At 70.4% G+C, this 24,906-nt stretch carries 21 protein-coding genes; 9 read left to right on the forward strand and 12 right to left on the reverse strand.

The annotated features are described in order from the left end of the window. The first annotated feature begins 56 nt into the window (after positions 1 to 56). From IEY95_RS21615 to ybaK, 3 genes are read left to right on the forward strand one after another with little or no spacing between them, the layout of a single operon-like run. Entirely contained in the window at positions 57 to 1,076 is a 1,020-nt protein-coding gene (locus IEY95_RS21615) for a hypothetical protein (RefSeq protein ID WP_189187722.1), read from the forward strand. Between the two features lie 11 nt (positions 1,077 to 1,087). Continuing rightward, a complete protein-coding gene (locus tag IEY95_RS21620) occupies positions 1,088 to 1,828 on the forward strand; it encodes an LON peptidase substrate-binding domain-containing protein (RefSeq protein ID WP_189187723.1) in 741 nt (246 codons plus the stop codon). A 14-nt stretch (positions 1,829 to 1,842) separates the two neighbouring features. Then, on the forward strand, positions 1,843 to 2,346 hold the full coding sequence (ybaK, locus tag IEY95_RS21625; protein ID WP_189187724.1) for a Cys-tRNA(Pro) deacylase: 504 nt from the start codon (positions 1,843 to 1,845) through the stop codon (positions 2,344 to 2,346). A gap of 276 nt (positions 2,347 to 2,622) precedes the next feature. Here ybaK and IEY95_RS21630 read toward each other — a convergent pair whose 3' ends face one another. From IEY95_RS21630 to IEY95_RS21645, 4 genes are all read right to left on the reverse strand, one after another. Next, a complete protein-coding gene (locus tag IEY95_RS21630) occupies positions 2,623 to 3,300 on the reverse strand; it encodes an AAA family ATPase (protein WP_189187725.1) in 678 nt (225 codons plus the stop codon). A 34-nt stretch (positions 3,301 to 3,334) separates the two neighbouring features. Beyond that, positions 3,335 to 4,156: an ABC transporter permease gene (locus IEY95_RS21635; protein WP_189187726.1), complete on the reverse strand. Its 822-nt coding sequence runs from the start codon at positions 4,154 to 4,156 to the stop codon at positions 3,335 to 3,337. Positions 4,157 to 4,448: 292 nt separating this feature from the next. Beyond that, a complete protein-coding gene (locus IEY95_RS21640) occupies positions 4,449 to 5,471 on the reverse strand; it encodes an ABC transporter ATP-binding protein (protein WP_189187727.1) in 1,023 nt (340 codons plus the stop codon). A 98-nt stretch (positions 5,472 to 5,569) separates the two neighbouring features. After that, positions 5,570 to 6,787, reverse strand: a complete 1,218-nt coding sequence (locus tag IEY95_RS21645) for an NYN domain-containing protein (RefSeq protein WP_189187728.1) — start codon at positions 6,785 to 6,787, stop codon at positions 5,570 to 5,572. A gap of 231 nt (positions 6,788 to 7,018) precedes the next feature. Between IEY95_RS21645 and IEY95_RS21650 the strand changes: the two genes are divergently transcribed. Further along, positions 7,019 to 7,198 carry a hypothetical protein gene (locus IEY95_RS21650; RefSeq protein ID WP_189187729.1) on the forward strand — a complete coding sequence of 60 codons (180 nt, stop codon included), beginning with the start codon at positions 7,019 to 7,021 and terminating at the stop codon, positions 7,196 to 7,198. Between the two features lie 111 nt (positions 7,199 to 7,309). Here the strand turns inward: IEY95_RS21650 and dnaE are convergent, their stop codons facing one another. After that, on the reverse strand, positions 7,310 to 10,849 hold the full coding sequence (dnaE, locus tag IEY95_RS21655; RefSeq protein ID WP_189187730.1) for a DNA polymerase III subunit alpha: 3,540 nt from the start codon (positions 10,847 to 10,849) through the stop codon (positions 7,310 to 7,312). A gap of 269 nt (positions 10,850 to 11,118) precedes the next feature. Between dnaE and IEY95_RS21660 the strand changes: the two genes are divergently transcribed. From IEY95_RS21660 to IEY95_RS21675, 4 genes are all read left to right on the forward strand, one after another. Then, positions 11,119 to 12,447: a DUF2252 domain-containing protein gene (locus IEY95_RS21660; protein WP_189187731.1), complete on the forward strand. Its 1,329-nt coding sequence runs from the start codon at positions 11,119 to 11,121 to the stop codon at positions 12,445 to 12,447. Between the two features lie 91 nt (positions 12,448 to 12,538). Continuing rightward, complete coding sequence (locus IEY95_RS21665; protein ID WP_189187732.1) at positions 12,539 to 13,219, forward strand: hypothetical protein; 681 nt, start codon at positions 12,539 to 12,541, stop codon at positions 13,217 to 13,219. Positions 13,220 to 13,349: 130 nt separating this feature from the next. Then, positions 13,350 to 14,198: a thioredoxin domain-containing protein gene (locus IEY95_RS21670; protein ID WP_189187733.1), complete on the forward strand. Its 849-nt coding sequence runs from the start codon at positions 13,350 to 13,352 to the stop codon at positions 14,196 to 14,198. Positions 14,199 to 14,322: 124 nt separating this feature from the next. Next, a complete protein-coding gene (locus tag IEY95_RS21675) occupies positions 14,323 to 15,999 on the forward strand; it encodes an alkaline phosphatase D family protein (protein ID WP_189187734.1) in 1,677 nt (558 codons plus the stop codon). A 91-nt stretch (positions 16,000 to 16,090) separates the two neighbouring features. Here IEY95_RS21675 and IEY95_RS21680 read toward each other — a convergent pair whose 3' ends face one another. After that, the gene (locus tag IEY95_RS21680) at positions 16,091 to 16,660 is read right to left on the reverse strand and encodes a dienelactone hydrolase family protein (RefSeq protein WP_189187735.1); all 570 of its coding nucleotides are present in this window, start codon (positions 16,658 to 16,660) and stop codon (positions 16,091 to 16,093) included. A 108-nt stretch (positions 16,661 to 16,768) separates the two neighbouring features. Between IEY95_RS21680 and IEY95_RS21685 the strand changes: the two genes are divergently transcribed. Further along, a complete protein-coding gene (locus IEY95_RS21685; protein ID WP_189187736.1) occupies positions 16,769 to 17,923 on the forward strand; it encodes a mechanosensitive ion channel family protein in 1,155 nt (384 codons plus the stop codon). Between the two features lie 261 nt (positions 17,924 to 18,184). On the opposite strand, the gene IEY95_RS21690 is transcribed toward IEY95_RS21685, so the two are convergent. The 6 genes from IEY95_RS21690 to IEY95_RS21715 all read right to left on the reverse strand — a co-directional run bounded on the left by IEY95_RS21690 (position 18,185) and on the right by IEY95_RS21715 (position 24,344). Then, entirely contained in the window at positions 18,185 to 18,925 is a 741-nt protein-coding gene (locus IEY95_RS21690) for an SDR family NAD(P)-dependent oxidoreductase (protein WP_189187737.1), read from the reverse strand. 125 nt (positions 18,926 to 19,050) lie between these two features. Beyond that, on the reverse strand, positions 19,051 to 20,637 hold the full coding sequence (locus tag IEY95_RS21695) for a Na+/H+ antiporter (protein ID WP_189187794.1): 1,587 nt from the start codon (positions 20,635 to 20,637) through the stop codon (positions 19,051 to 19,053). A 206-nt stretch (positions 20,638 to 20,843) separates the two neighbouring features. Next, a complete protein-coding gene (locus IEY95_RS21700) occupies positions 20,844 to 21,332 on the reverse strand; it encodes a GNAT family N-acetyltransferase (protein ID WP_189187738.1) in 489 nt (162 codons plus the stop codon). Continuing rightward, positions 21,329 to 22,273 (reverse strand): RluA family pseudouridine synthase, encoded by a 945-nt coding sequence (locus IEY95_RS21705; RefSeq protein WP_189187739.1) that lies wholly within the window; start codon positions 22,271 to 22,273, stop codon positions 21,329 to 21,331. Before IEY95_RS21705 ends, IEY95_RS21700 begins: the two co-directional genes overlap by 4 nt. 79 nt (positions 22,274 to 22,352) lie before the next feature. Further along, the gene (gene lspA, locus IEY95_RS21710; RefSeq protein WP_189187740.1) at positions 22,353 to 23,036 is read right to left on the reverse strand and encodes a signal peptidase II; all 684 of its coding nucleotides are present in this window, start codon (positions 23,034 to 23,036) and stop codon (positions 22,353 to 22,355) included. 132 nt (positions 23,037 to 23,168) lie between these two features. Then, complete coding sequence (locus IEY95_RS21715; protein ID WP_189187741.1) at positions 23,169 to 24,344, reverse strand: TraR/DksA C4-type zinc finger protein; 1,176 nt, start codon at positions 24,342 to 24,344, stop codon at positions 23,169 to 23,171. Between the last annotated feature and the right edge of the window lie 562 nt (positions 24,345 to 24,906).

Genomic DNA, 24,906 nt, shown 5'->3' on the forward strand with positions numbered 1-24,906 from the left:
GCGTCACCGCACACCTCTGGCACAGCTCCGACCTGCGGATTTCAATGGTCTTCACCATGGCTCTGCTGCGCGCGTTCATCCGTACGGCCCGGATGGTCAGAAACACCTCGCGCCTCGCCGACGGACTGCCCACCGACGACGAGGTACTGCTCGACGCCCCTGACGAGCGGCTCGGTCCCGCGCTCGTCGCGGCGGGCCGAGGCGAGTACGGCCCCGCCGCCAAGCTGCTGGCCACCACGCGAGAAGCCGCCGAGTGGGAGAACCGCGACCGGTACGCGATGCGCCTCGCCACCTTCGCGCGCTCCCGGGACGAGTGGCTCCGGGAGTGGCAGGACGCCTCGGCGCACGATCCGGACGCGCTGCTCGTCAAGGCCGAGGTCGCGGTGCGCCGCGGCTGGGAGTCGCCCGCCCGCGCCGAGCTGCTGCGCCAGGTCGGCCCGCTGATCGTCGCCGCCGCCGAGGGCGACCCACGCGATCCCGTGCCCTGGCGGATCGCGCTCGACCACGCCCGGGGCACGCACGCCGGGCACACCGAGTTCGAGAAGCTGTGGGGCGAGGCCGTACGGCGCTCCCCGCACCACTACGGCTGCCATGTAGCCGCCCTGCAGTACCTGTCAGCCGCCTGGTACGGCTCGCACCGCGAGTGCTTCGACTTCGCCGAGCGAGCGGCGCAGGACGCGCTGCCGGGCTCCCTGGTGCAGGCGCTGCCGATGCGCGCGGCCTTCGCCTATCTGACCGAGGGCGGCGGTGCCGCGGTGCCGCGCGAGCGCCTCGACGCGGCGGCCGACCTCGCGATCGCGGTCTCCGCGACGTACGGCGCCGCCGATGCCTGGCCCGCGGAGGTCCGCAACCTCCTCACCTACGTGCTGATCAGGCTGGAGCGCTGGACGGACGCCCTGGAACAGCTCCGCCTGATCGGTCCGTACGCCACATCGTTCCCCTGGGACCGGGTGTCGGACGACCCGCTGGGCCAGTTCCTGGAGCTGCGCGACGGCGTCCGTCTGGAGGTCGCTTCCGGCATGCCCCTGAATCCACGGAATGGGCACGACGGACGCGCCCGCTCCGGCGACCATTAGGCTTTCGCGTCGTGACCACCGTCCGGCTCCCGCTCTTCCCCCTGAACTCGGTGCTGTTCCCGGGGCTCGTGCTTCCTCTGAACGTTTTCGAGGAGCGCTATCGCGCCATGATGCGCGATCTGCTCAAGACCCCCGAGGACGAACCGCGCCGGTTCGCCGTCGTCGCCATCCGCGACGGCCACGAGGTCGCGCCCACAGCGCCCGGCATGCCGGACCAGACCGCCGTGCCCCAACGCGGGCCCGCGGCCGGCTTCGGCGACGATCCGGCGAAGGCCTTCCACGAGGTGGGCTGCATCGCAGACGCGGCGACCATCCGGGAGCGCGCCGACGGCAGCTTCGAGGTACTGGCGACGGGCACGACCCGCGTACGGCTGCTATCGGTGGACGCGTCCGGCGCCTTCCTCACGGCCGAGCTGGAGGAGCTGCCCGAGGACCCCGGCGAGGAGGCCGGGGCGCTCGCCGAGGGCGTCCTGCGGGCCTTCCGCCAGTATCAGAAGCGCCTCGCGGGCGCCCGTGAACGCTCGCTCTCGACCGGCGCGGACCTGCCGGACGAACCGGCGGTGGTCTCCTACCTCGTCGCGGCCGCCGCGATGCTGGACATCCCGGCGAAGCAGCAGCTGCTCCAGGCCCCGGACACGGCGACGCGGCTGCGCGAGGAGCTGAAACTCCTGCGCGCGGAGACCGCGATCATCCGTAATCTGCCGTCGTTGCCGGCGTCGGACCTGACGCGCGGCCCGACGAGTCTGAACTGAGGCCGGAATCCTCGATGGCGAAGAAGTCGAAGAAACAGCAGCAGTCCGGGGGAACTCCGGCGACGGTGGCCCTGACCGCGGCGGGTGTCCCCTACACGGTCCACGCGTACGAGCACGACCCCGCGCACCCCTCCTACGGCGAGGAGGCCGCCGAAGCGATGGGTGTCTCGCCGGAGCGGGTCTTCAAGACCCTGGTGGCGGACGTGGACGGCTCACTCGTCGTCGCGGTGGTCCCGGTGGCCGGCTCCCTGGACCTGAAGGCCCTGGCCACGGCGGTGGGCGGGAAGCGCGCGGCGATGGCGGACCCGGCGGCGGCCGAACGCACGACGGGCTACGTCCGCGGCGGCATCTCGCCCCTGGGCCAGCGCAAGAAGCTCCCCACCGTGCTGGACTCCTCGGCCTCCGCCCACACCACGATCTGCGTCTCGGCGGGCCGCCGCGGCCTGGAGGTCGAACTCGCCCCCGCCGACCTGGCGGGCCTCACGGAAGCGGTTCTCGCACCCATCGCCCGTGCGTGACCCCTCGACGTCCGTCCCGTCCTCGGTTAAGCACAAGGGACATGTCGAAGAAAACACGGAAACGCAAGTGGCGCACCAAAAAGGGCCGCTCCAACCACGGCAGCCGCCCGGCGTAACCCACCGACCCGACTGATGACGCGGTTCCCCGCGCTCCTGAAGGGGCGCGGGGAACTGCGCAATCTTTCAAGCGGGGGTCTGGGGGCGCAGCCCCCGGATACGGGACAGGTAGGGGCGGAGGGGTGAAGAACCCTCCGCGGCCACTCCGACGCCGGATGCCTACTCAGCCGGAGGCGCAGGAGGCGCACCGTACGGGCTCTGGTACGGATCGGGGTCCCGCGGCCCGAACAGGGCGGTGAGACCGAGGTGGACCACCAGCCCCGCCAGGGACCAGGCGAGCAGCGCCCCCTTCGCCCCGAGCTTCAAGGGCGCGGAGAACGTCACTCCCTTGCCCACGGCCTTGGCATGCGCGACCACGTTCTGCGTGGGCCCGAGCCAGACCCCGACCCGCCAGGCCAGCAGCGACCCGAGCAACCCCCCGACGGCGAGCGCGACGACCAACGGCACACCCCCACGCCGCCGCACCAGGAAAACGACCAGCGCACTCACCGCGCCGAACCCCAGCGCAAGCAAAGTGAACGTTCCGTCGACCCCGATGGCCTGCTCACCCTCGGTGTCCTTCAGATACACCGCGCTGTCGTCCGCGATCAGCGGCACATGCGGCGCCAGCCACCACCACAGCACCCCGAGCAGCACCCCCGCGAGCGCCACGGCCACGGTGATCACAGCGGCTTCCCGCACTTCGGTCTTCATCCCGGGGCCGTCCTGTCCGTACGAGGCTTCATACGCGGCCGGATACGCGGGCGGAGCCCCATGTCCGGGTACGGGCGAAGCCTGCCAGGCATTGTGCGGGGAGTGTTCATGCGGCGGCGGAGGCGGAGTCAACGGAGCGGTCACCCTGACATCGTGCCAGGCCCGGCTGTCAACCGCGTCACCGGACGGCTGCCCGACGGTACGCCCAGGTCGCGAGGGCCAGCGAGGCCACCCCGACACCGGCGCAGACGGCAAGATCACCGAGGACGGCGGCCCAGTCGGGATGCGCGCCGAAGGTCCGCGCGAAGGCCTCCACCCCATACGTCGAGGGCAGTAGATCACGCCCGTACTGCACGACCGTGGGCAGCCGGTCCGCCGGCAGCACGCCCAGCAGCAGCGCCGCCGACATCCCCAACTGCCCGAGCAACGTGGCGAGTTCGGGCCGCGGAGCGAGCAGCCCGAACGCGGCCCCGAGGCCGGCGAGAGCAGCGCCCGCGAGCGGAATCACGGCGGCGAGCACCCACAGGTGCGCCATCGGCAACCCGAAGAGCACGCAGCCGAAGACGGCGGTGGCGACGGTCCCGGGCACGGTGAAGGACGCGTACGCGCCCGCCGCGCCGAGGACGACGGCGGCCGGCGGCACGGGCAGCGTCGCGTAGTGGTCGAGCCCGCCACTGGCGCGCAGCTGCCCGAAGTACTGGGCGAGGAGGTTGAGGGCGACGAAGGCCACGACCAGCACGGACGACCCGGCCACCACGGCCCGCGCCTCGCCCCCGCCGTCCACCACGCCCCGCATCAGGATCATGATTCCGACGGACTGGAAGGTGGCCACGAACAGCAGCGGGATCCGCGCGACGCGAGCCCGGGAGAGCTGCGCGCGGTACACGGCGGCCAGCGACGGCCACAGCCGCGCGCGCGGCCCCAGCTCCGCTGCGTCGCCGGCGTCCTCGGCCACGGGCAGCGCACTGCCCGGCAGAACTCCAGCGGGTACGACACTCACGTCGAGCTGCTCCCCTTCACTCCGGCAGCCGTCCTGTTCCCCACGCCCACGGTCTTCCCCGGGTTCCACACGCTCACGGCCTCCCCCTGCTTCCGCGCGCCTACGGCCTCCCAAGGGGTCCGCGCGCCCACAGCCTCCCGCGAGTCCCGTGCACCCACGGCCCCGCGCAGCTTCCGAACGCCCACAGCCTCCCGCGAGTCTCTTACGCCCACGGTGGCCTCCCCTGCCCCGACGCCCGAGGCGTCCATCCCCTTCCGTACAGCTTCCCGCACGGATTCCGCGCTCCTCGCGCTCACGCCTTCACCAGCCCTTGCGTGTTGCCCCCGAGCGCGAGGTACACGTCCTCCAGGCTCGGTGTGGCCAGGGTGAAGTCGTCGAGGGCGGCGAAGGCGGCGCCTCCGGTGACCGTGGCGACGGCCGCGCGGGCCTCCTCGGGGGCGAGCCGCAGAGTCCAGCGGCGGCCCGACTCGACGGCGCGGGCGCGCAGCGCGGCGACCTCGGGGACGTCGAGCGGAGCGCTCTCGCGCCAGACGAGTTCGACCCGCACCTCACCCGCGACCCGCTCCTTCAGCCCGGCCGGGGTGTCGCAGGCGATGACGCGGCCCTTGTCGAGGACGGCGACCCGGTCGAGGACGGTCTCGGCCTCGATGACGTTGTGCGTGACGAGCAGGACGGTCGTACCGTGTTCCGCGCGGCGCCGGTCGACGGCGGACCACACGGCGCGGCGGGCGAGGGGGTCCATGCCGGTGGTCGGCTCGTCGAGGACGAGCAGCGGCCGCTCCCCCACGAGCGCGGCGGCGAAGCAGGCGAGCCGCCGCTGTCCGCCGGAGAGTTTCTTCAGGGCGCGGGAGGCGAGCGGCATGAGGCCGAGTTCGTCGAGTACGGCGTCCCGCTCGGCCCGCGCCTCGCGCAGGTCGAGGCCGCGCAGCCGCCCGGTCGTCTCGGCGGCGAGCGACACCGTCAGCTCGTCGAGGGCGGTGGACTCCTGGCCGAGGTAGGCGAGGATCCGCGCCGCCCGCTCCGGGTGGCGCACGATGTCGTGCCCGAGGATTTCCACGCTGCCGCTGTCGGGACGCATCAGCCCGGTCAGCTGCCGTACCAAGGTCGACTTACCCGCGCCGTTCGGCCCGAGCAGCCCGAAGATCTCGCCGCGCCGGATGTCCAGATGTACCCCGTCGGTGGCCCGTACCTCGGGCGTCGCCGGGGTGCCCCGCCGTCCGCGCACCGCCGGATAGGTCTTGCTCAGACCGCTCACGGCGCACACGACATCACCCTTGTGTCCGTTTCGGACTGCCTGTGCCGTGCGCGTACTCACGAAGGACGAGAGTACGGGGTCCGATGCCCCGTTATGCGCTCGGGGCCTCGGCGCAGCCGCGGCGAGGGCCCTGACCCACGCTCGGCCAAGGCCCCGGCTCACTCCCCCGCGGGAGCGTGTTCCGCCGCCGTACGCACGTCGATCTCGCGCCAGAAGCCCGCCCGGATCGCGTACCGGTCGTGCTCGTCGATCTGATCGTCCTTGTGCGCGAGCAGCCCGAAGCGGGCCGCGTAGCGCAGCAGCTCGCCGTCCACCCGGTGCGGAATCCGCGGGTACATCGTGGACAGCTTCTGCAGATGGCTCGGCTCGGTGAGGCGCTCCATCCAGCGGCGCGCGAAGACCTGCCCCACCTCGTACGGATCGCCGCCGACGGTGGTGATGTCCTCCTCGCGGTCCGCCCACCGCTGCTCGGCGGAGGTGAGCTGGGCGAGCGTGGGCAGTGCGGCGGCCTCCGCGGACTCCGTGGCGCCTCCGGGGCGCTCGATCCAGCCCTTGTCGGAGGACCAGCGCAGCGTCGCGCTGGTGGGGTGCTGGGCGGGCTGTGTGCCGGGGCCGCGCAGCGCGGCCAGGTCCTTGGGCGTGGGCACGCCCTTGGGCGCGGGCACGCGCTCCTCGGTGCCGTTCTGCGACTCGGCCGCCGTGTGGTGCTCGGCCTCCTGGACGGGCCGCTCGGTCGCCGTGGTGAGCGCCGACTCGGGGAGCGGTGCGGAGAGGATCGCGGCGATCTCGGGGCGCGGCGCGGGCGGCGGCGCGCAGATCCCGCCGAGTTCCTTGGCGCGTACGGCCTTGGTGATCCAGGCCCGGTCGAGGACGCGCCGCTCGTCGGCCTCGGCGACCAGGTCCTCGGACTGGTTGTAGTCGCCGTCCGCGGCCTGCACCGCCCACAGGTGGACGGCTACTCCGTGCTCCTTGGCGGCCATCATGCCCGGCAGCAGATCTCCGTCGCCGGTGACCAGGACGATGTCGGAGCAGGCGCGGTTGCGGGCCAGCTCGGTCAGCTCGGCGTGCATGGCGGCGTCGACGCCCTTCTGCGCCCACCGCCCGTCGCTGCGGGTCAGGGCGCCCAGGCGCACCGTCACCCGGGGCATCACGCGCAGCCTGCGGTGCTCCGGTTGCGGTACGCGGTCGGGGGCGCCGTCGAACCAGTAGATGCGCAGCAGGGGCCGCTCCGTGTCGGACTCGGCGCGCTCGCGCAGACCCTGGATGAGGGCGGCGTGGTCGACGGTGATCCGGGAGCGCGAGGGTTCCCCGGCGAGAAGGCTGGCGGCAGCCCCGAGCAGATACCCGGCGTCCACCAGGACGATGCAGCGGTCCACGCGGTCCACCCTCTTTCCGGTTTCCGGGAGGTTTGCTTCGGGCTTCCTTCGAGTCTGCCCGACCGCGCGGAGGTTAACGGCCGGAACTCGATCTTCGGCGTGGCGTATCGGGAGAACACTCCCCGACAGGCCTTATTACGCACGGTAATTCTCTGAAATGCGTCTGTTGTCAGCCTATGTGAATCTGGTCGCGGCCCTGGCCCCTAGATCCCCCCCAGGAGGCAGATCACCATGGCCAAGAACAAGAACCGCAAGCAGGGCAGCCAGCAGAACCGCGCCTCGCAGGCCGAGCAGGCCCACGAGCAGGCGCAGCGCTCCTCGGCGGAGGCTCAGCAGTCGCCGATCACGCACGCTCAGGGCAGCCCCGCGGATGTTGCCCGTAAGCAGCAGAAGCGCTTCGGCCACAACTGAGGCCCTGCATGCGGGCTGTTGAAGCCCAGGCACACACCGAGGGGCGCATCCGTTGCGGATGCGCCCCTCGCGTACGTCGGTCGGCGACTGTGCCGGCCGCTTCTCCTTGTGTCAGCCCGCCAGGCAGGACGGGCCCAGCAGCACCTTCAGGTCGCCGAAGAGTGCCGGATCCGGCTTCACTCGGTGCCGGTCGAGCCGCAGCACCGTCGTCTTGCGCGGTCCCTGGAGCTTGATACGGACCTCGCTCTCGCCCTTGTGGTGGCTGAGGATCTCGCCGAGGCGGCTGACCATCGGCGGGGTGACCTTGACCGCCGGGATGGTGAGGATCACGGGCGCGTTGGTGCCCGCGTTCGACAGATCCGGGACCTGGAGCTCCATCGCGACCAGGCGCGGCACGTCCTCGCGCTTGTCGAGGCGTCCCTTGACGAACACGACCGCGTCCTCGACGAGTTGGGTCGACACCAGCTGGTAGGTCGCCGGGAAGAACATGCACTCGATGGAGCCCGCGAGGTCCTCCACCGTGGCGATCGCCCAGGCGTTGCCCTGCTTGGTCATCTTGCGCTGCAGGCCCGAGATGATGCCGCCGATCGTCACGACCGCACCGTCCGCGTGCTCACCGCCGGTGAGCTGGGAGATACCGGCGTCCGCCTTGTCGGACAGCACATGCTCCAGGCCGAAGAGCGGGTGGTCGGAGACGTACAGACCGAGCATCTCCCGCTCCTGGGCGAGCAGATAGGCCTTGTCCCACTCGTCGGTCGTGAACTCGACGTCGAGTCCGAAGCCGGGCTCGCTGGTCTCCTCCTCGCCCATGCCGCCGAAGAGGTCGAACTGCCCCTCGGCCTCCTTGCGCTTGACCTGCACCACGTTGTCGATCATCGGCTCGAACTGAGCGGTGAGGCCCTTGCGGGTGTGCCCCATCGTGTCGAACGCGCCCGCCTTGATCAGCGATTCCGTGGTGCGCTTGTTGCAGGCGACCGCCTCGACCTTGTCCAGGTAATCCGGGAAGGAGGCGTACTTCCCCTTGGCCTTGCGGCTCTTGATGATCGACTCGACGACGTTCGTACCGACGTTGCGGACGGCGGAGAGGCCGAAGAGGATCACGTCGTCGCCCTGCGCGGCGAAGTTCTGCTCCGACTCGTTCACGTTGGGCGGGAGCACCTTGATGCCCATGCGCCGGCACTCGTTCAGATAGATCGCGGACTTGTCCTTGTCGTCCTTGACCGAGGTGAGCAGGCCCGCCATGTACTCCGCCGGGAAGTTCGCCTTCAGGTAGGCGGTCCAGTACGAGACCAGACCGTACGCGGCCGAGTGGGCCTTGTTGAAGGCGTAGCCGGCGAAGGGGACCAGCACGTCCCACAGGGCCTGGATGGCCTCGTCGCTGTAGCCGTTCTTCTGGGCGCCGGCCTGGAAGATGGTGAAGTTCTTCGCCAGCTCGTCGGGCTTCTTCTTGCCCATCACGCGGCGGAGGATGTCGGCCTCGCCGAGCGAGTACCCGGCGATGATCTGGGCGGCCTTCTGCACCTGCTCCTGGTAGACGATCAGGCCGTAGGTGACTGCCAGGACCTCTTCGAGGGGCTCTTCGAGCTCCTTGTGGATCGGGGTGATCTCCTGGAGCTTGTTCTTGCGCAGGGCGTAGTTCGTGTGCGAGTCCATGCCCATCGGGCCGGGACGGTAGAGCGCCGAGACGGCGGAGATGTCTTCGAAGTTGTCGGGCTTCATCAGGCGCAGCAGCGAGCGCATGGGGCCGCCGTCGAACTGGAAGACACCGAGGGTCTCGCCACGTTGGAGCAGTTCGAAGGTCTTCGGATCGTCGAGCGGGAGGGCCAGCAGGTCGAGGTCGATGCCCTTGTTGGACTTCACCATCTTGACGGCGTCGTCCATGATCGTCAGGTTGCGCAGGCCGAGGAAGTCCATCTTCAGCAGGCCGAGCGACTCGCACTGCGGGTAGTCCCACTGTGTGATCGTCACGCCGTCCGTGTGCCGCACCCAGACCGGGGCGTGGTCGACGATGGGCTCGCTGGACATGATGACGCCGGCGGCGTGCACGCCCATCTGCCGGACCAGGCCTTCGACACCCTTGGCGGTGTCGATGACCTTCTTCACATCCGGCTCGTTCTCGTACATCGCCCGGATCTCGCCGGCCTCGCTGTAGCGCGGGTGCGAGGAGTCGGTGATGCCGCTGAGGTCGATGCCCTTGCCGAGGACGTCGGCGGGCATCGCCTTGGTGAGGCGGTCGCCCATCGCGTACGGGTAGCCCAGCACGCGCGCGGAGTCCTTGATCGCGTTCTTGGCCTTGATCTTGCCGTAGGTGCCGATCATGGCGACCTTGTCGGCGCCGTACTTCTCCGTCACATACCTGATCACTTCGACGCGCCTGCGCTCGTCGAAGTCGATGTCGACATCGGGCATGGAGACGCGCTCGGGGTTGAGGAACCGCTCGAAGATCAGACCGTGCGGGATCGGGTCGAGGTCGGTGATGCCCATGGCGTACGCGACGATCGAACCGGCCGCCGAACCACGGCCCGGGCCGACCGCGATGCCCTGCTTCTTGGCCCACATGATGAAGTCGGCGACCACGAGGAAGTAGCCGGGGAACCCCATCTGGATGATGACGTCCATCTCGTACTCGACCTGCTTCTGGCGGTCCTCGGGGATGCCGCCCGGGAAGCGGCGCTCCATGCCGAGGCGGACCTCCTCCTTGAACCAGGTGACCTCGGTGAACCCCTCGGGGATGTCGAACTTCGGCATGAGGTTCTTCGCCTCGAACATGCCGGAGGTGTCGATCTGTTCGGCCACCAGGAGGGTGTTGGCACAGCCCTCCTGCCAGGCGTCCGAGGAGTCGACGGCGTACATCTCGTCCGTGGACTTCAGGTAGTAGCCGGTGCCGTCGAAGCGGAAGCGGTCCGGGTCGGAGAGGTTCTTGCCGGTCTGAATGCACAGCAGGGCGTCGTGCGCGGTCGCCTCGTGCGCGTACGTGTAGTGCGAGTCGTTCGTCACCAGGGGCGGGATGCCGAGCTTCTTGCCGATCTCCAGGAGACCGTCGCGGACCCGGCGCTCGATCTCGATGCCGTGGTCCATCAGCTCCAGGAAGTACCGGTCCTTGCCGAAGATGTCCTGGTACTCGGCGGCCGACTTCAGGGCCTCGTCGTACTGGCCGAGGCGCAGCCGCGTCTGCAGCTCACCGGAGGGGCAGCCGGTGGAGGCGATGAGCCCCTCGGACCACTGGGAGATGGTCTCCTTGTCCATGCGCGGCCACTTCTGCAGCCAGCCCTCGGCGTACGCGTCCGAGGAGAGCCGGAAGAGGTTGTGCAGGCCCGTCTTGTTCGACGCCCAGATCGTCTTGTGCGTGTAACCACCCGAACCGGACACGTCGTCGCGCTTCTGGTGCGGCTGGCCCCACTGGATCTTGCGCTTGTTGCGCCGGGACTCCGGAGCGACGTACGCCTCGATGCCGATGATCGGCGTGACGCCCGCCTTCTTCGCCGTGTGGAAGAAGTCGTACGCCCCGTGGAGGTTGCCGTGGTCGCTCATCGCGATGTGCGTCATGCCCATCTCGTTGCAGGCATTGAACATGTCCTTGAGCCGCGCGGCACCGTCCAGCAGCGAGTACTGGGTGTGGACGTGCAGGTGCGTGAACGGCGGCTTTGACACGGCTTCGGCCTCCAAGAAGAACAATCGTCGACAGGCTGCGGACAGTCTGGGGGGACAGCGTCGAAGTCTATGCCGGGCCACTGACACTCCGCGGGGGATCACACGTACCTTCATCCGGGGTACTCGGATCCCACGGCGTACCGTCGTCGACGGAATCCGGGCACTCCGGCGGTTCGTCGTCCGTTGGAGGTGGACGGACCACCATGTCCCCAGGGGCGGCGCGCCCGTCCCCCATGTCACGCACCACCTGCACCAGGAGGCACCCAGCGATGTCGGTCCCGCAGCTCAGCGCCGAGCAACGCGGCGAGCAGATCCTCGCCGTCTTCGACACCGCCTTCGGCGAGCTCCTGGCCGCCGACCCGGCCGCGTTCCGCGTGAAGTTCCGCAAGATGGCGGCCTCCGCCTTCGCGTTCTACCGGGGCACGGCGGGCCTCTTCTACCACGATCTCGAACAGGACAAGCGGGGCGGACCATACCTGGACGAGCGGACCTCCCGGGTCTGGATCCACGGCGACCTGCACGCCGAGAACTTCGGCACGTACATGGACGCCCAGGGCCGTCTGATCTTCAATGTGAACGACTTCGACGAGGCCTACGTCGGCCCCTTCACCTGGGACCTCAAGCGCTTCGCGGCCTCCGTGGCGCTCATCGGCTACGCCAAGGCGCTCAGCGACGAGCAGATCACCGAACTCGTCAAGGTGTACGCGGCCGGCTACCGCGAGCGCATCCACGCCCTGGCCACCGGCGCCAAGAGCGACGAGGTGCCGCCCTTCACGCTGGACACCGCCGAGGGCCCGCTCCTGGACGCGCTGCGCGACGCCCGCTCGCTGACCCGCTTCGGGCTGCTCGACTCGATGACCGAGATCCGTGACTTCGAGCGCCGCTTCGCGCCGGGCGGCGGCTCCATCGAGCTGGACGCGGCCACCCGCTACAAGGTCCTCGCCGCGTTCGACGGCTACCTGGAGACGCTCCCGGAGTCCTCTCTGGCCCGCCCGGACTCGTACCGCGTGAAGGACGTCGTCGGCCGCCGCGGCATCGGCATCGGCTCGGCCGGTCTGCCGTCGTACAACATCCTTCTGGAGGGCAACAGCGACGCCCTGGAGAACGATGTCGTGATCTACATCAAGCAGGCCCAGACCCCGGCCGTCTCCCGGCACATCACGGACTCCGCGATCCGCGAGTACTTCCAGCACGAGGGCCACCGCACGGTGATCTCCCAGCGCGCGCTCCAGGCCCACGCCGACCCGTGGCTGGGCTGGACCGAGCTGGACGGCGCGGGCCAGCTGGTCGCCGAGGTGTCGCCGTACGCGGTCGACCTGGACTGGGGCGACATCGACGACTCCGAGGAGATCTCCGCGGTCGTCGCGGACCTCGGCCGGGCCACGGCCACGATGCACGCGGCGGCGGACGACGAGAGCGGCCACTCGGAGCTGGTCCCGTTCTCCACGGAGCGGGCCATCGACGCGGCGATCGCGGCCGACGAGGACGGCTTCGCGGGCCTCCTGGTGGACTTCGCGCACAGCTACGGCGCACGCGCGCGCGGCGACCACCAGATCTTCGTGGACCTGTTCCGCAACGGCCGGATTCCGGGCCTGTAGGCACGCCGACGACGGACTCACAACGCTCCCGTAACGCATAGGAACCCTTTAGGGAGCCCTTACGGGAGCGCGTGGGAGACTCTCCTCCGCCATGGACATATCCGGGACCCAGCTCAGAGCCGTGCGCGCGGCGCTGTTCACTGCTGTCGTCGTGACGCTCTCCACCGCGTCGCACGTGCTGCTGTCCCGGGTCCCGCTGCCGCTGAGCACCGTGGCCGCGATCGCCGCCGCCGTCTTCGTCATCGCGTACGCGCTGGCCGGCCGCGAGCGCGGCTTCGGGCGGATCGCGGCCCTGCTGATCCCGCTGGAGCTGGCGGCCGACACCGTGTTCACCACGGGTCAGCACGTCTGTTACGGCAGGGCGGGCGGCCCGGTCGCGGGCCCGCTGCGCTCGGTCGGCTTCGACGTGCTGTGCGGCGGCGGCAATGTGGGCACCCCGCTGGCACAGGTGACCGGCACCGACCGCGCGGCGGCCCTGCTCGCGCACGCCGACCCGGCCGCCGCCTGGCTGCTGCTCGGCGCGCACGTCGGCGTCGGGCTCCTCGCGGCCGCCTGGCTGCGCCGAGGCGAGCGGGCCCTGGACCAGCTGCTGCGCGCCGTGGCCGCCGCCACCTTCCGGCCGCTGCTGATCGCGGTCGCCGCGGTGACCGTACGGCTCGCTCCGGTCCGCCGGCTGCCGCGCCCCAACGGCCCGACGGCCACCGTCCGTACGCGCCTGTTCGTGCACTCCCTGGGACGGCGTGGACCGCCGTGCTCGGTCGCTTTCGCGTGAGCAAGTCCGCCTGAGCGGCAGCAGTCCGCCCCGGCGGCAGCACTCGCTGAGCGACAGCACCTGAGCACCAGCAGTCCCCCATACGTATCTCGCGTACGGCATGTGCGCGTCCCCCATGGAGATCACCACAATGAGCAAGCGGAACAGCCAGGCGGCGAAGGCGGCGGCCCGTGAGAAGCTGCGCCTGGAGCGCGAGCGCCAGGCCAAGCGCGACAAGATCAAGCGGCAGGCCATCGTGGCCGGCTCCCTCGTCGCCGTCCTCGCGATCGCCGGCGGCATCGGCTACGCCGTCGTACAGAACAACAAGCCCACCTACTGGGAGTCCGCCAAGGACGACAAGATCGTCACGCCGGCCAACACCACGGGCACGAACGGTACGACCGTCGTCCTCGGCAAGAGCACCGCGAAGAAGACCCTGAAGCTGTACGAAGACCCGCGCTGCCCGGTCTGCGCGCAGTTCGAGCAGACCGTCGGCTCGACCCTCAAGAAGGACTTCGACGCCGGCAAGTTCAAGATCCAGTACATCGGCGGCACGTTCCTCGACGGCGACTCCGACAAGAAGGGCAAGATCCAGATCGGCTCCCGCGGCGAGGGCTCCAAGAACGCGCTGAGCGCCCTGGGTGCCGCGCTGAACGTGAGCCCGGAAGCCTTCCTGGAGTACAAGACCGCGCTCTACTCGGCGAAGTACCACCCCGAGGAGACGGACGACAAGTTCAAGAGCGACGACTACCTGATCAAGGTGGCGGACACGGTCGGCGCGCTCAAGAACAACACGACGTTCCAGAACGCCGTCAAGGACGGCAAGTACGACGCCTGGGCGCTGGCCATGTCGGAGACGTTCAACACGAACAAGGACGACGTCACCGGCACGCCGAGCCTGGTGATGGACGGCAAGAAGCTCACCGGCTCCGACGGCAAGAACGCGCCGATGACGGTGGCCGAGTTCACCACGGCGATCGACGGGGCGCTCAAGGCCTGAGCCACCGGCACCGGGGCACCTGCCCCCGCCGACGGGCGCGTTGGGCGGCCAGTACTCGAAGAGCGGGCGAACTTTTGTCAGTTCGCCCGCTCTTGGCCTGTACTGATCGGTAACCTGATCGCCCGTGACCAGTCGATACAGATCTTCCGAGCCGCAAGACGTTCCGGGCGCCGTCAACTCCCGCGCCCCGCGCCGCCGTACGGTCGTCAAGGCCGCGGCCGCCACCGCGGTCCTCGCCGCCCCGCTCGCGGCAGCTCTGCCGGCCCGAGCCGCCGAAGCCCCCGCCTTTCTGCACGGTGTCGCCTCCGGCGATCCGCTGCCCGACGGCGTCCTGCTGTGGACCCGAGTGACGCCCACCTCCGAGGCGATACCCGGCTCCGGGCTGGGCCCGGACACCGAGGTCAGCTGGACCGTCGCCAAGGACAAGGCGTTCAACACGATCGTCGCCAAGGGCTCCACCACCGCGACGGCCTCCTCCGACCACACGGTCAAGGCGGACATCCGCGGCCTGGAACCGGCCACGGACTACTGGTTCCGCTTCTCCGCCGGCGGCACCGACTCGCCCGTCGCCCGCACCCGCACCGCCCCGGCCGCCGACGCCGCCGTGGCCGGTCTGCGCTTCGGCGTGGTCTCCTGCGCCAACTGGGAGGCGGGCTACTTCTCGCCGTACCGCCACCTGGCCGCGCGCGGCGACCTGGACGCCTGGCTGCACCTGGGCGACTACATCTACGAGTACAAGTCCGGTGAGTACGCGGCGCGTGGCACGGTCGTACGGCCGCACGCCCCCGCCAACGAGATCCTCACCCTCGCCGACTACCGCACCCGGCACGGTCGTTACAAGACCGACCCGGATCTGCAGGCGCTGCACCACAAGGCGCCTGTCGTCGCGATCTGGGACGACCACGAGTTCGCCGACAACTCCTGGTCGGGCGGTGCCGTCAACCACACCGAGGGCGCCGAGGGCACCTGGTCGGCACGTCAGGCCGCCGCGAAGCAGGCCTACTTCGAGTGGATGCCGGTCCGCCCGGCGGTCGCGGGCACCACCTACCGCCGGCTGCGCTTCGGCAAGCTCGCCGACCTCTCGCTGCTCGACCTGCGGTCCTTCCGCTCGCAGCAGGCGTCCACGGGCAGCGGCTCGGTCGACGACCCGGACCGTACGATCACCGGCCGGGCCCAGCTCGACTGGCTGAAGGCCGGGCTCAAGGCCTCCGACACCAGCTGGCGTCTGGTCGGCAACTCGGTGATGATCTCGCCGTTCTCGGTGGGCTCGCTCCCCGCGGACCTGCTCAAGCCGCTCGCCGAGCTGCTCGGACTGCCGAAGGAGGGCATCGCCCTCAACACCGACCAGTGGGACGGCTACACGGACGACCGCCGCGAACTGCTCGCGCATCTGCGTGCGAACGCGATCCGCAACACGGTCTTCCTGACCGGCGACATCCACATGGCCTGGGCCAACGACGTGCCGGTCGACGCCGGTACGTACCCGCTGTCCGCCTCGGCCGCCACGGAGTTCGTGGTCACCTCGGTGACCTCCGACAACCTCGACGACATCGTCAAGGTCCCGGAGGGCACCGTCTCCGCCGTGGCCTCGCCGATCATCCGCGCGGCCAACCGGCACGTCCACTGGGTCGACACCGACCGCCACGGTTACGGCGTCCTGGACATCACCGCCGACCGCGCGCAGATGGACTACTACGTGCTCTCCGACCGCACGGACCGGAACGCGACCTCGTCCTGGGTGCGTTCGTACCGCACGCGCACCGGCACGCAGAAGGTGGAGCGGACGTACGACCCGGTGTAAGGGCCGTTGGGCTCTGCGGACCGTCGGCGTTGTCGGGCTCTGCGGACCGTCGGCGTCGCAGGGCTCTGCGGACCGTCGGCGTCGTAGGGGCCTACAGACTGTCGAGGAAGCCGAGCGCCACCTTCCAGGTGGCCTCGGCCGCCTCCCCGTCGTAGTCGGGCAGGTCGGGGTCGGTGTACAGGTGACCGGCACCGGCGTACCGGTAGATCTCCACGTCGGCCCCCGCTCTCTGCATCTGGAGATACCAGGCACTCAGCCAGTCGTCCGTCTCGAACTGGTCGGGCTCGGCGACATGCAGCTGGACCGGCAGCTCGTCCACCGACGCGCTCTGAGCGATGTCCGACGTGCCGTGCAGGAGCAGCAGTCCGCGGGCCTTCTCGTCGCCGAGTGCCAGGGTCTGCGCGATGGAGGCGCCGAGCGAGAATCCCGCGTAGACCAGGCCGCGCTCGGAGTAGGGGGCGGCGGCCAGGACCGCGCGCTTGAGCAGCTCGTCCTTGCCGATCTCCTCGTTGAAGGCCATGCCCTCCTCCACGGTCTCGAAGGTGCGCCCGTCGAAGAGATCGGGCGTCCACACCTCGTGTCCCGCGGCGCGCAGCCGGTCCGCCGCGGCGCGCACCGCGGGCCGGGGCCCGTAGGTCGAGTGAAAGAGCATGATGTTCATGAGCCCCATGGTGCCAGCCGGGACCGACAACGCCGGGTGGCGGCCGTACCCACTTCCGTCCCGGCATCACATGTTCATCGTCGCCCGCGGCCGGTTACGGTCTCAGGCATGGTGAACGTACTGCGCCCGCTGATCGTCATAGGTGGCTCGGTCGTGCTCACGCTGCTCATCGGGTGGGCCGTGGACCACCTGCTGCGACGGGCCGACGACCGGCACCACGAGGCCACCCCGCTGTGGGGTCTGCTCCGACGCGGCCGTGTCCCCTTCCAGCTCGTCCTGTTCGCGGCCCTGCTCAGAGGCTCGTACGACCAGGCGAAGCTGCTGATGGAACACCGGGTCGGCGTCGGCCGGGCCCTGACGCTGACCCTCATCGGGTCCGCCGCGTGGCTGGTGGTACGCATCGCGACGGCGATCGTCGAGACCTCGTACACCCGCTACGCCGCCGCCCACCGCGACCCGGCGAGGGTCCGCCGGGTGCGCACGCAGGTGACGCTGATCCAGCGCGTGGTGTCCGCGATCGTCGCTGTGGTGGCGATCGCGTCGATGCTGCTCACGTTCCCGGCGATGCGCGCCGCCGGTGCCTCGCTGCTCGCCTCGGCCGGGATCCTCGGCATCGTCGCCGGTGTCGCCGCGCAGTCCACGCTCGCCAACCTCTTCGCCGGGCTGCAGATCGCCTTCGGCGACATGGTGCGCCTCGGCGACACCGTCGTGGTGGACGGCGAGTGGGGCACGGTCGAGGAGATCACGCTGACGTTCCTGACGGTACGGACGTGGGACGAACGCCGGATCACCATGCCGGTCTCGTACTTCACGTCCAAGCCCTTCGAGAACTGGTCGCGCGGCACTCCCCAGATGACCGGCATCGTCTTCTTCCACGTCGACCACTCCGCGCCCGTGGAGGCGATGCGCGAGAAGCTGCGCGACATCCTGCGCGAATCCCCGGCCTGGGACGGCCGCGACTACGGGCTGGCGGTCACCGACTCGACGCCGAACACCATGCAGGTACGTGCCCTGGTCACCGCGAAGGACGCGGACGACATCTGGACGGTCCGGGTCACGGTCCGCGAGCAGATGATCCGCTGGCTGACCGAGGAGCACCCCTACGCGCTCCCCCGCGTCAACACGGCGGAAGCGATGCTGCCGCCGGGCCGGGCACCACGTGCGGTGCGGGTCGAATCGGATGGAGCGGACGGGGCTGCGGCCCGTCCTGATCACGGTCGGACCCCGCACGAGCCACCACGGACGGGGCCGGGCCGCGGTTGACCCTCCGGCCGGACGGGCTAGGGGGCTTCTGATGGATCTCCGCGGCGTCGCGACGCCCGGCACGCACTCTCGCCGCACCGGACAAAAGCCCTAGTAGCTCCTCCCCCACGCTCGGCTTCGCTCGCGCGGGGGGACCCCCATCGAGGACTTCCGCCCGGCACGCCGAGAGCACGCACCGAACGCCGCTCCTTCTTCCACGGAGATCCATCAGAAACCCCCTAGGTCAAGCCGTTGCCCCGGGTCCCGGCGCGGAACGGGGGCTCAATGCCCGCGTTCCGCGCCCCCGTTGACCTGGATCACCTGCGCGGTGATGTGTCCGGCGCTCGGCGACGCCAGCCAGTGGAGAGTCCCGGCGACGTCCCCGGGCGTACCGGCCCGCCCCGTCGAGGTCTCCGCGACGAGCCGCTCCCGCCGGGCCGGTTCGATCTCGCCGCCGAAGAACCCGGTGTCCTCGACATAGCCGGGCGCCACCACGTTCACGGTGATGCCCCGCGGCCCCAACTCCCGGGCCAGATCGTAGGCGTACGGGTGCAGCGCGGCCTTGGACGCCGCGTACGCGCCGCTGCCGGATCCCCGGTAGGCGGCGATGGAGCTCAGGAACAGCAGCCGTCCGCCGGGCGAGGCCAGCCGCTCGCGCAAGGCCTCCGTGAGCAGGACCGCCGTCAGCGTGTTGAGCCGGAAGTTGACGGTCCAGTTGTGTGCGACGGCTTCGAGCGGGTCCTCGGTCTCGGCCTTCGGTTCCAGATTCCCGGCGCCGCCGGCACTGTGCACCAGCACGTCCACCGTGCCGAACTCGTTCCCCACGAACTCGGCGACACCGCGCACACTGTGCGGATCACTCAGATCGGCGGCGTACGTGAGCGCCCCGGGCACCCCGGCCTTCTCCAACATCTCGGCCCGCCGCCCGAGCAGCAGCACCCGATCTCCGTCCGCGGCGAACACCTGGGCCGCCGCCAGCCCGATCCCCGTACCGCCACCGCTGATCACCACGTTGCGCGCCATGAACCGATCCTACGAACCCGCACCCATCGACGGCGGGAACCACCCACGGAAGACCCGCACCAGTCAGCCGGTCAGAAGCAGGCTGTGCCCGGGCGGGCGAGCACCCGTCAACGCTCAGCGCGGCGTCACCGCAAGCTGCGTACGTCCAGGTGGCGCAACACCCGGTCCACGATCTCCGGATCGGCTCCCGGTTCACTCCGCGCCGACAACACCTCGTGCCGGGCCGCGCTCATCATCTCGCCCTGAATCCGCCGCATCCTCTTGACCCGCCGAGCCCGCTGCTCGTAGGCCTCCCTGCGCTCCTCGTCCCCCATGTCGGGACTGATCCGCACCCCGATGTCGAAGGCCCGCTTCAGCAACTGCTCGGACACCTCTTCCGGCAGTTCCTCGACCTCCTCGATCTCCTTCAGCCTCCGCTTCGCCGCCTTCGCGGCCCGGATCGCCAGCTCCTTCTCGAAGGCCTTCTCGACATCCGTGTCGGCCCGCACCCCGAGCTTCCTGACCAGCCAGGGCAGCGTGAGCCCCTGCAGTACGAGCGTCGCCATGATCACTCCGAACGCGATGAACACGATCTCGTCCCGGTCCGGGAACGCCGATCCGTCGTCCGTCTTCAGCGGAATCGCCAGCGCCAGGGCCACCGACGCGACGCCCCGCATCCCCGACCACCACATCACGACGGTCTCCCGCCACGAGGTCGGAATCTCCTCGTCGTAGTCCCGTTTCGCGTGCAGCCGTTTGGTCAGCCAGGTGGCCGGCAACAGCCACACCAGCCGTACGAGTACCACCACGACCACGATCGCCGCGGCCCACCCGAGCATCTCGCTCCATCGCCCGGCCGCCGTCCTGATCGCGTTGTGCAGCTCAAGACCGATCAGGCCGAACGCGACCCCGGTGACGAGCGTGTCCACCACATCCCAGAACGTGTATCCGGCGAGCCGCGTCATGACGTCGTCGGCGTCGGTGGCGTACTCCGCGAGGAACAGCGCGGCGGTGAGCACGGCGAGCACCCCGGACCCGTGCAGCTCCTCGGCGAGGACGTACGAGGCGTACGGCACGAGCAGCGTCAGCCCGATCTGCAGCGTGGCGTCGCCGAGCAGGTCCATCAGCTTGTTCGCGGCCCAGCCGAGTGCCACCCCGATGACCAGCGCGACGACAGCGGACAGCACGAGGTCGAGCCCGGCCTTCCACGGCGAGAAGGATCCGCTGACGACGGCGGCGATCGCGACGTGGTACAGCACGATGGCCGTCACGTCGTTGAAGAGCCCCTCCCCCTCCAGGATCGACACCAGCCGGCGCGGCAGCCCGAGCTGTCCCGCGACGGCGGTCGCCGCGACCGGGTCGGGCGGCGCCACCAGCGCTCCGAGCGCCACGGCGGCCGCGATGGGCAGGCCCGGCACGATCGCGGTGGCGACGACCGCCACGGCCGCGGTGGTGACGAACACCAGCGCCACGGCCAGCAGGAAGATCGGCCGCTTGTTGGCGGCGAACTGCCTCCAGGACGTCCGCCGCGCCGAGGCGTACAGCAGCGGCGGCAACAACAGAGGCAGGATCAGGTCCGGCCGGATGTTCACGTTGGGCACGAAGTCCAGCACGGCCAGCACGATCCCGAGAAGCGTCATCAGCACCGGCGCCGGCAGCCGGAGCCGGTCCCCCACCGGGACGCTCACCACGGCCCCGAGGAGCAGCATGAACAGCAGGGCCAGCTGGTCCACGGTCAGCGCTCCGGCGAGGTCTAGGCGATCAAGGGCGGCCAGACCTCCAGCCTGCCACGCGCTCATTCTTTCCGCCGCGACGGCCACCAGCGCGGCAGCACCTGACGGCGGGCCGGCCTGTGGGAAGGAAAACGCCCGCTACAGGCGCCCCCTGTTCCAGAGGGAGCCGCATCGCCCGGTCTACAGAGAGCGCCGCATCGCCCGGTCTACAGAGAGCGCTGCATCGCCCGGTGCGGAATGCCCGCGTCCGGGAACTCCTCGCCGTACGCCACGTACCCCAGCCGCTCGTAGAACCCCAGCGCGTGCGTCTGCGCGTGCAGGTCCACCGCGGCCAGTCCACGCGCGCGTGCCGCGTCCTCGATGGCGCGTACGAGGGCGGCGCCGACGCCGAGCCCGCGCGCCTCCCGCGTCACGGCGAGCCGACCGAGCGAGCCGACGGTGGGGTCGCCGTCGGTCTTCGCGGCCGCCGCCTCGCCGTACAGGAGCCGCCCGGTGCCGAGCGGCACCCCGTCCTCCCGGACCGCCAGCACATGCAGGGCGCCGGCGTCGTACGCGTCGTACTCGATGTCCTCGGGGACACCCTGTTCCCCGACGAAGACCTCTTTGCGCACCGCGAAGCACGCCTCGCGGTCGGCGGCGTCCTCGGCCACCCGCAGCACGTAGGAGCCGCTCCGCGCCTCGTGGGGCGCGCTCACGCGTAGCTCTCCTCGCGCACCTTGTCGAGCGCCTTCTGCAGGTCCTCGGGGTAGTCGCTCCCGAACTCCACCCACTGCCCGTCGCCGGGGTGCTCGAAGCCGAGCCGCACCGCGTGCAGCCACTGCCGGGTGAGGCCGAGCCGCTTGGCGAGCGTCGGGTCCGCGCCGTACGTCAGGTCGCCGACGCAGGGGTGCCGGTGGGCCGCCATGTGGACGCGGATCTGGTGCGTGCGCCCCGTCTCCAGCTTGACGTCGAGCAGCGAGGCCGCGCGGAACGCCTCGACCAGGTCGTAGTGCGTGATGGACGGCTTGCCCTCGGCCGTGACCGCCCACTTGTAGTCGAGGTTCGGGTGGCGTCCGATGGGCGCGTCGATGGTGCCGCTGGTCGGGTCCGGGTGGCCCTGCACGAGCGTGTGGTAGCGCTTGTCGACCGTGCGCTCCTTGAACTGGCGCTTGAGCGAGGTGTACGCGTACTCCGACTTGGCGACCACCATCAGGCCCGAGGTGCCCACGTCGAGGCGGTGCACGATGCCCTGGCGCTCGGAGGCTCCGGAGGTCGAGATCCGGTAGCCGGCGGCCGCGAGACCACCGATGACAGTCGGGCCCGACCAGCCGGGGCTGGGGTGCGCGGCCACGCCGACCGGCTTGACGATCACGACCACGTCATCGTCGTCGTGCACGATCTCCATGCCCTCGACGGGCTCGGCGACGATCTGCACGGGCGCGGGCGCCTGCGGCATCTCGACCTCGAGCCAGGCGCCGCCCTGCACCCGCTCGGACTTGCCGACCACCGAGCCGTCGACCGTGACCTTCCCCGCCGCGGCGAGCTCGGCGGCCTTCGTGCGGGAGAAGCCGAACATGCGGGAGATGGCGGCGTCGACGCGCTCGCCCTCCAGGCCGTCGGGCACGGGCAGGGTACGGATCTCGGGAATCGTGCTCACCCGTCGAGTATGCCGGACGGGTCCGACACCACTTGACCACTGCCCGAACATCAGTGCCCGCGGAGGGCACCTCGCGGGGTCAGTCCTGGTGGACGGTCCCGTCGGGGTCGAGCCCACGGAAGGACAGCAGCACGATCAGGATGCCGCCGCAGACGATCGCCGAGTCGGCCAGGTTGAAGACCGCGAAGTTCTTGGGCGCGATGAAGTCGACGACCGCGCCCTCGAAGACGCCGGGCGAGCGGAAGATCCGGTCGGTCAGGTTGCCCAGCGCACCGCCGAGGAGCAGGCCCAGCGCGATCGCCCAGGGCAGGCTGTAGAGCTTGCGCGCGAGCCGGGCGATGACCACGATCACGGCCGCGGCGATCACCGTGAAGATGATCGTGAAGGCCTCGCCGAAGCCGAAGGCCGCGCCCGCGTTGCGGATCGCCTCGAACTTCAGCCAGTCCCCGACGATCTCGATCGAGTCGTGGTGCTCCAGCTTCGCGACCACGATCATCTTGCTCACGAGGTCGAGGGCGTACGCCAGCACGGCGACCGTGAACAGGACAGCGATCCTTCGCTTGCCCTTCGGCCGCTCGTCCTTGGCCGGCGTCTCCTCCGCTCCGGAGTCCGCGGCCGAGTCCGCGCCGGACCGCTCGCCCGTGGCCGACTCGTCCGATCCGGACCGGTCGCCCGACACCGCGTTCCCGTCGGACTGCTCCGGACCGGCCCCCGCCGCTCCCGGGATGTCCGGCGTACCGATGATGCGCTCCGCCTCTGCCACGTGAGTGAGTCCCTCGACCTAGGTTCCTGACTGAGGACGAGGGTACGTCACACCCCCCGGGGCCCATGTGCTCAGGAGCCCTCCCGCGCCCTTCGGTGACGGCGATCCCGCTGCCGCTCGACCGTGGGTCGGCTAATGCCGTTCCTGCTTCTGCTTGCACTCGACGCACAGGGTGGCGCGCGGGAAGGCCTGCATCCGCGCCTTGCCGATGGGATTGCCGCAGTTCTCGCACAGTCCGTAGGTGCCCGCGTCGAGCTTCTCCAGGGCGCGCTCGGTCTGGATGAGCATCTCGCGCGCGTTGGCCGCGAGGGCCATCTCGTGCTCGCGCGTGATGTTCTTGGTGCCGGTGTCCGCCTGGTCGTCGCCCGCGCCGTCGCCGGAGTCGCGCATCAGGCCCACGAGGGCCTGCTCGGACGACGAGATCTCGGTGCGCAGCCGCAGCGCCTCCGACTGCAGCTCCGCGCGCGCCCCCTCGACCTCTTCCGGGGTCCAGGGATCCTCACCGGGGCGCACCGCGAGCTCGCCGGGTTCCGCAGCGGCGATCCGCGCCTTGGGGACCGGGGTGGGCTTCTTGGCCGCCGTGGCCGTGCCAGGAGGAGTCTTCTTCGCAACCACCGTCGTGGCTCCCGTCGTCTTCGCGGCCTGGGCCGCGCCCTCGGCCGCGGAAGCGACCGCCTTCTTGGCCGTACTGGTGCTCTTCCCGGCCGCGCTCCTCGCACCGGCCCTCTTCGTGGTGCCGCCCTTCGGCCCGGCGTCCTTCGCCGGCGCCGTCTCCTCCGGGAGGGTCCCCGTCGCGGCGGCCTTGGTTCCGGTGGCCTTGGTTCCGGTGGCCTTCTTGGCCACCACCTTCTTCGCCACCGCCGGCTTCTTCGCGTCGGCCTTCCTGACGACCGTCTTCGTAACCGTCGCCTTCGTAGGAGCCGTTTTGGTGGCTGCCGTTTTGGTCGCTGCCGTTTTGGTCGCTGCCGTCTTCGAAGCGGCCGCTTTGGTCGTCGCAGCCTTCGTAGTGGCCACCTTCTTGTTCACGGTCTTCGTGGCGGCCACCTTCTTGTTCACCGTCTTCGTCGTGGCCACCTTCTTGTTCACCGTCTTCGTCGTGGCCGTCTGCCTGCTCGCGGCCTTCGTCGCCGCCTTCGTCCCGGTCTCGGACGCCGTCTTGGTGGCCGCTTGGGAAGCCGTCTTCACCGGCTTGGCCGCGCCCGGCGCGGGCGCCACCCGCGCGCTCTTCTTCCCACCCACGTCCTTGGCCGCCGGACCCGTGGATCTGCTGGACGCCGACTGCTGTACGGCGGTCTTCTTCGCCACCATGGCCGCGGCCCCTTCACATATCGTGATCTCGCTCGCGAATCGTGCTGGGACGATAAATCGACTTCTGTCCCGCGGCAACGGGGCACACCCTCCGTTTGCCCGCCCCACGGGTCCCGCGCGCCGAGCCTGCATGCGTTGTGCCCAGCTCCCCGCCCGGTAATCCGCCGGGCCCGGCGTCCCAGGATCCGGACACCCGCGCCTCGCCATTCGGGTCACCGCGCAGGCCACCGGGGCACCCCGGAAAACCGGTCGGCCGCTGTCGCCGCGGCGCCGTACACTGGGCGGAGCGAGAAGCGTGGATGGGGACGAGTAGCGGCGAACGCGGCCAAGAGCGACCCGGGGACGGTGGAAGCCCGGGGGCAAGCGCGACGCGAAGATCACCCCGGAGCCGCCGGCAGAACACCCCCACGGGGGCCAGTAGACCCGGCATCGCGACCCCAATGAGGGGGCTCACTGGTGCACACGGGCACCGGGGAGCCAAGGAGGGTGGTACCGCGGGAGCGCGCCGCACACGGCGTCCGCAGCAGCTACGAGGTAGCAGCACAGGCTCTCGTCCCTCCGG

This window comes from Streptomyces albiflavescens (assembly GCF_014645835.1).
Lineage (GTDB): Bacteria > Actinomycetota > Actinomycetes > Streptomycetales > Streptomycetaceae > Streptomyces > Streptomyces albiflavescens.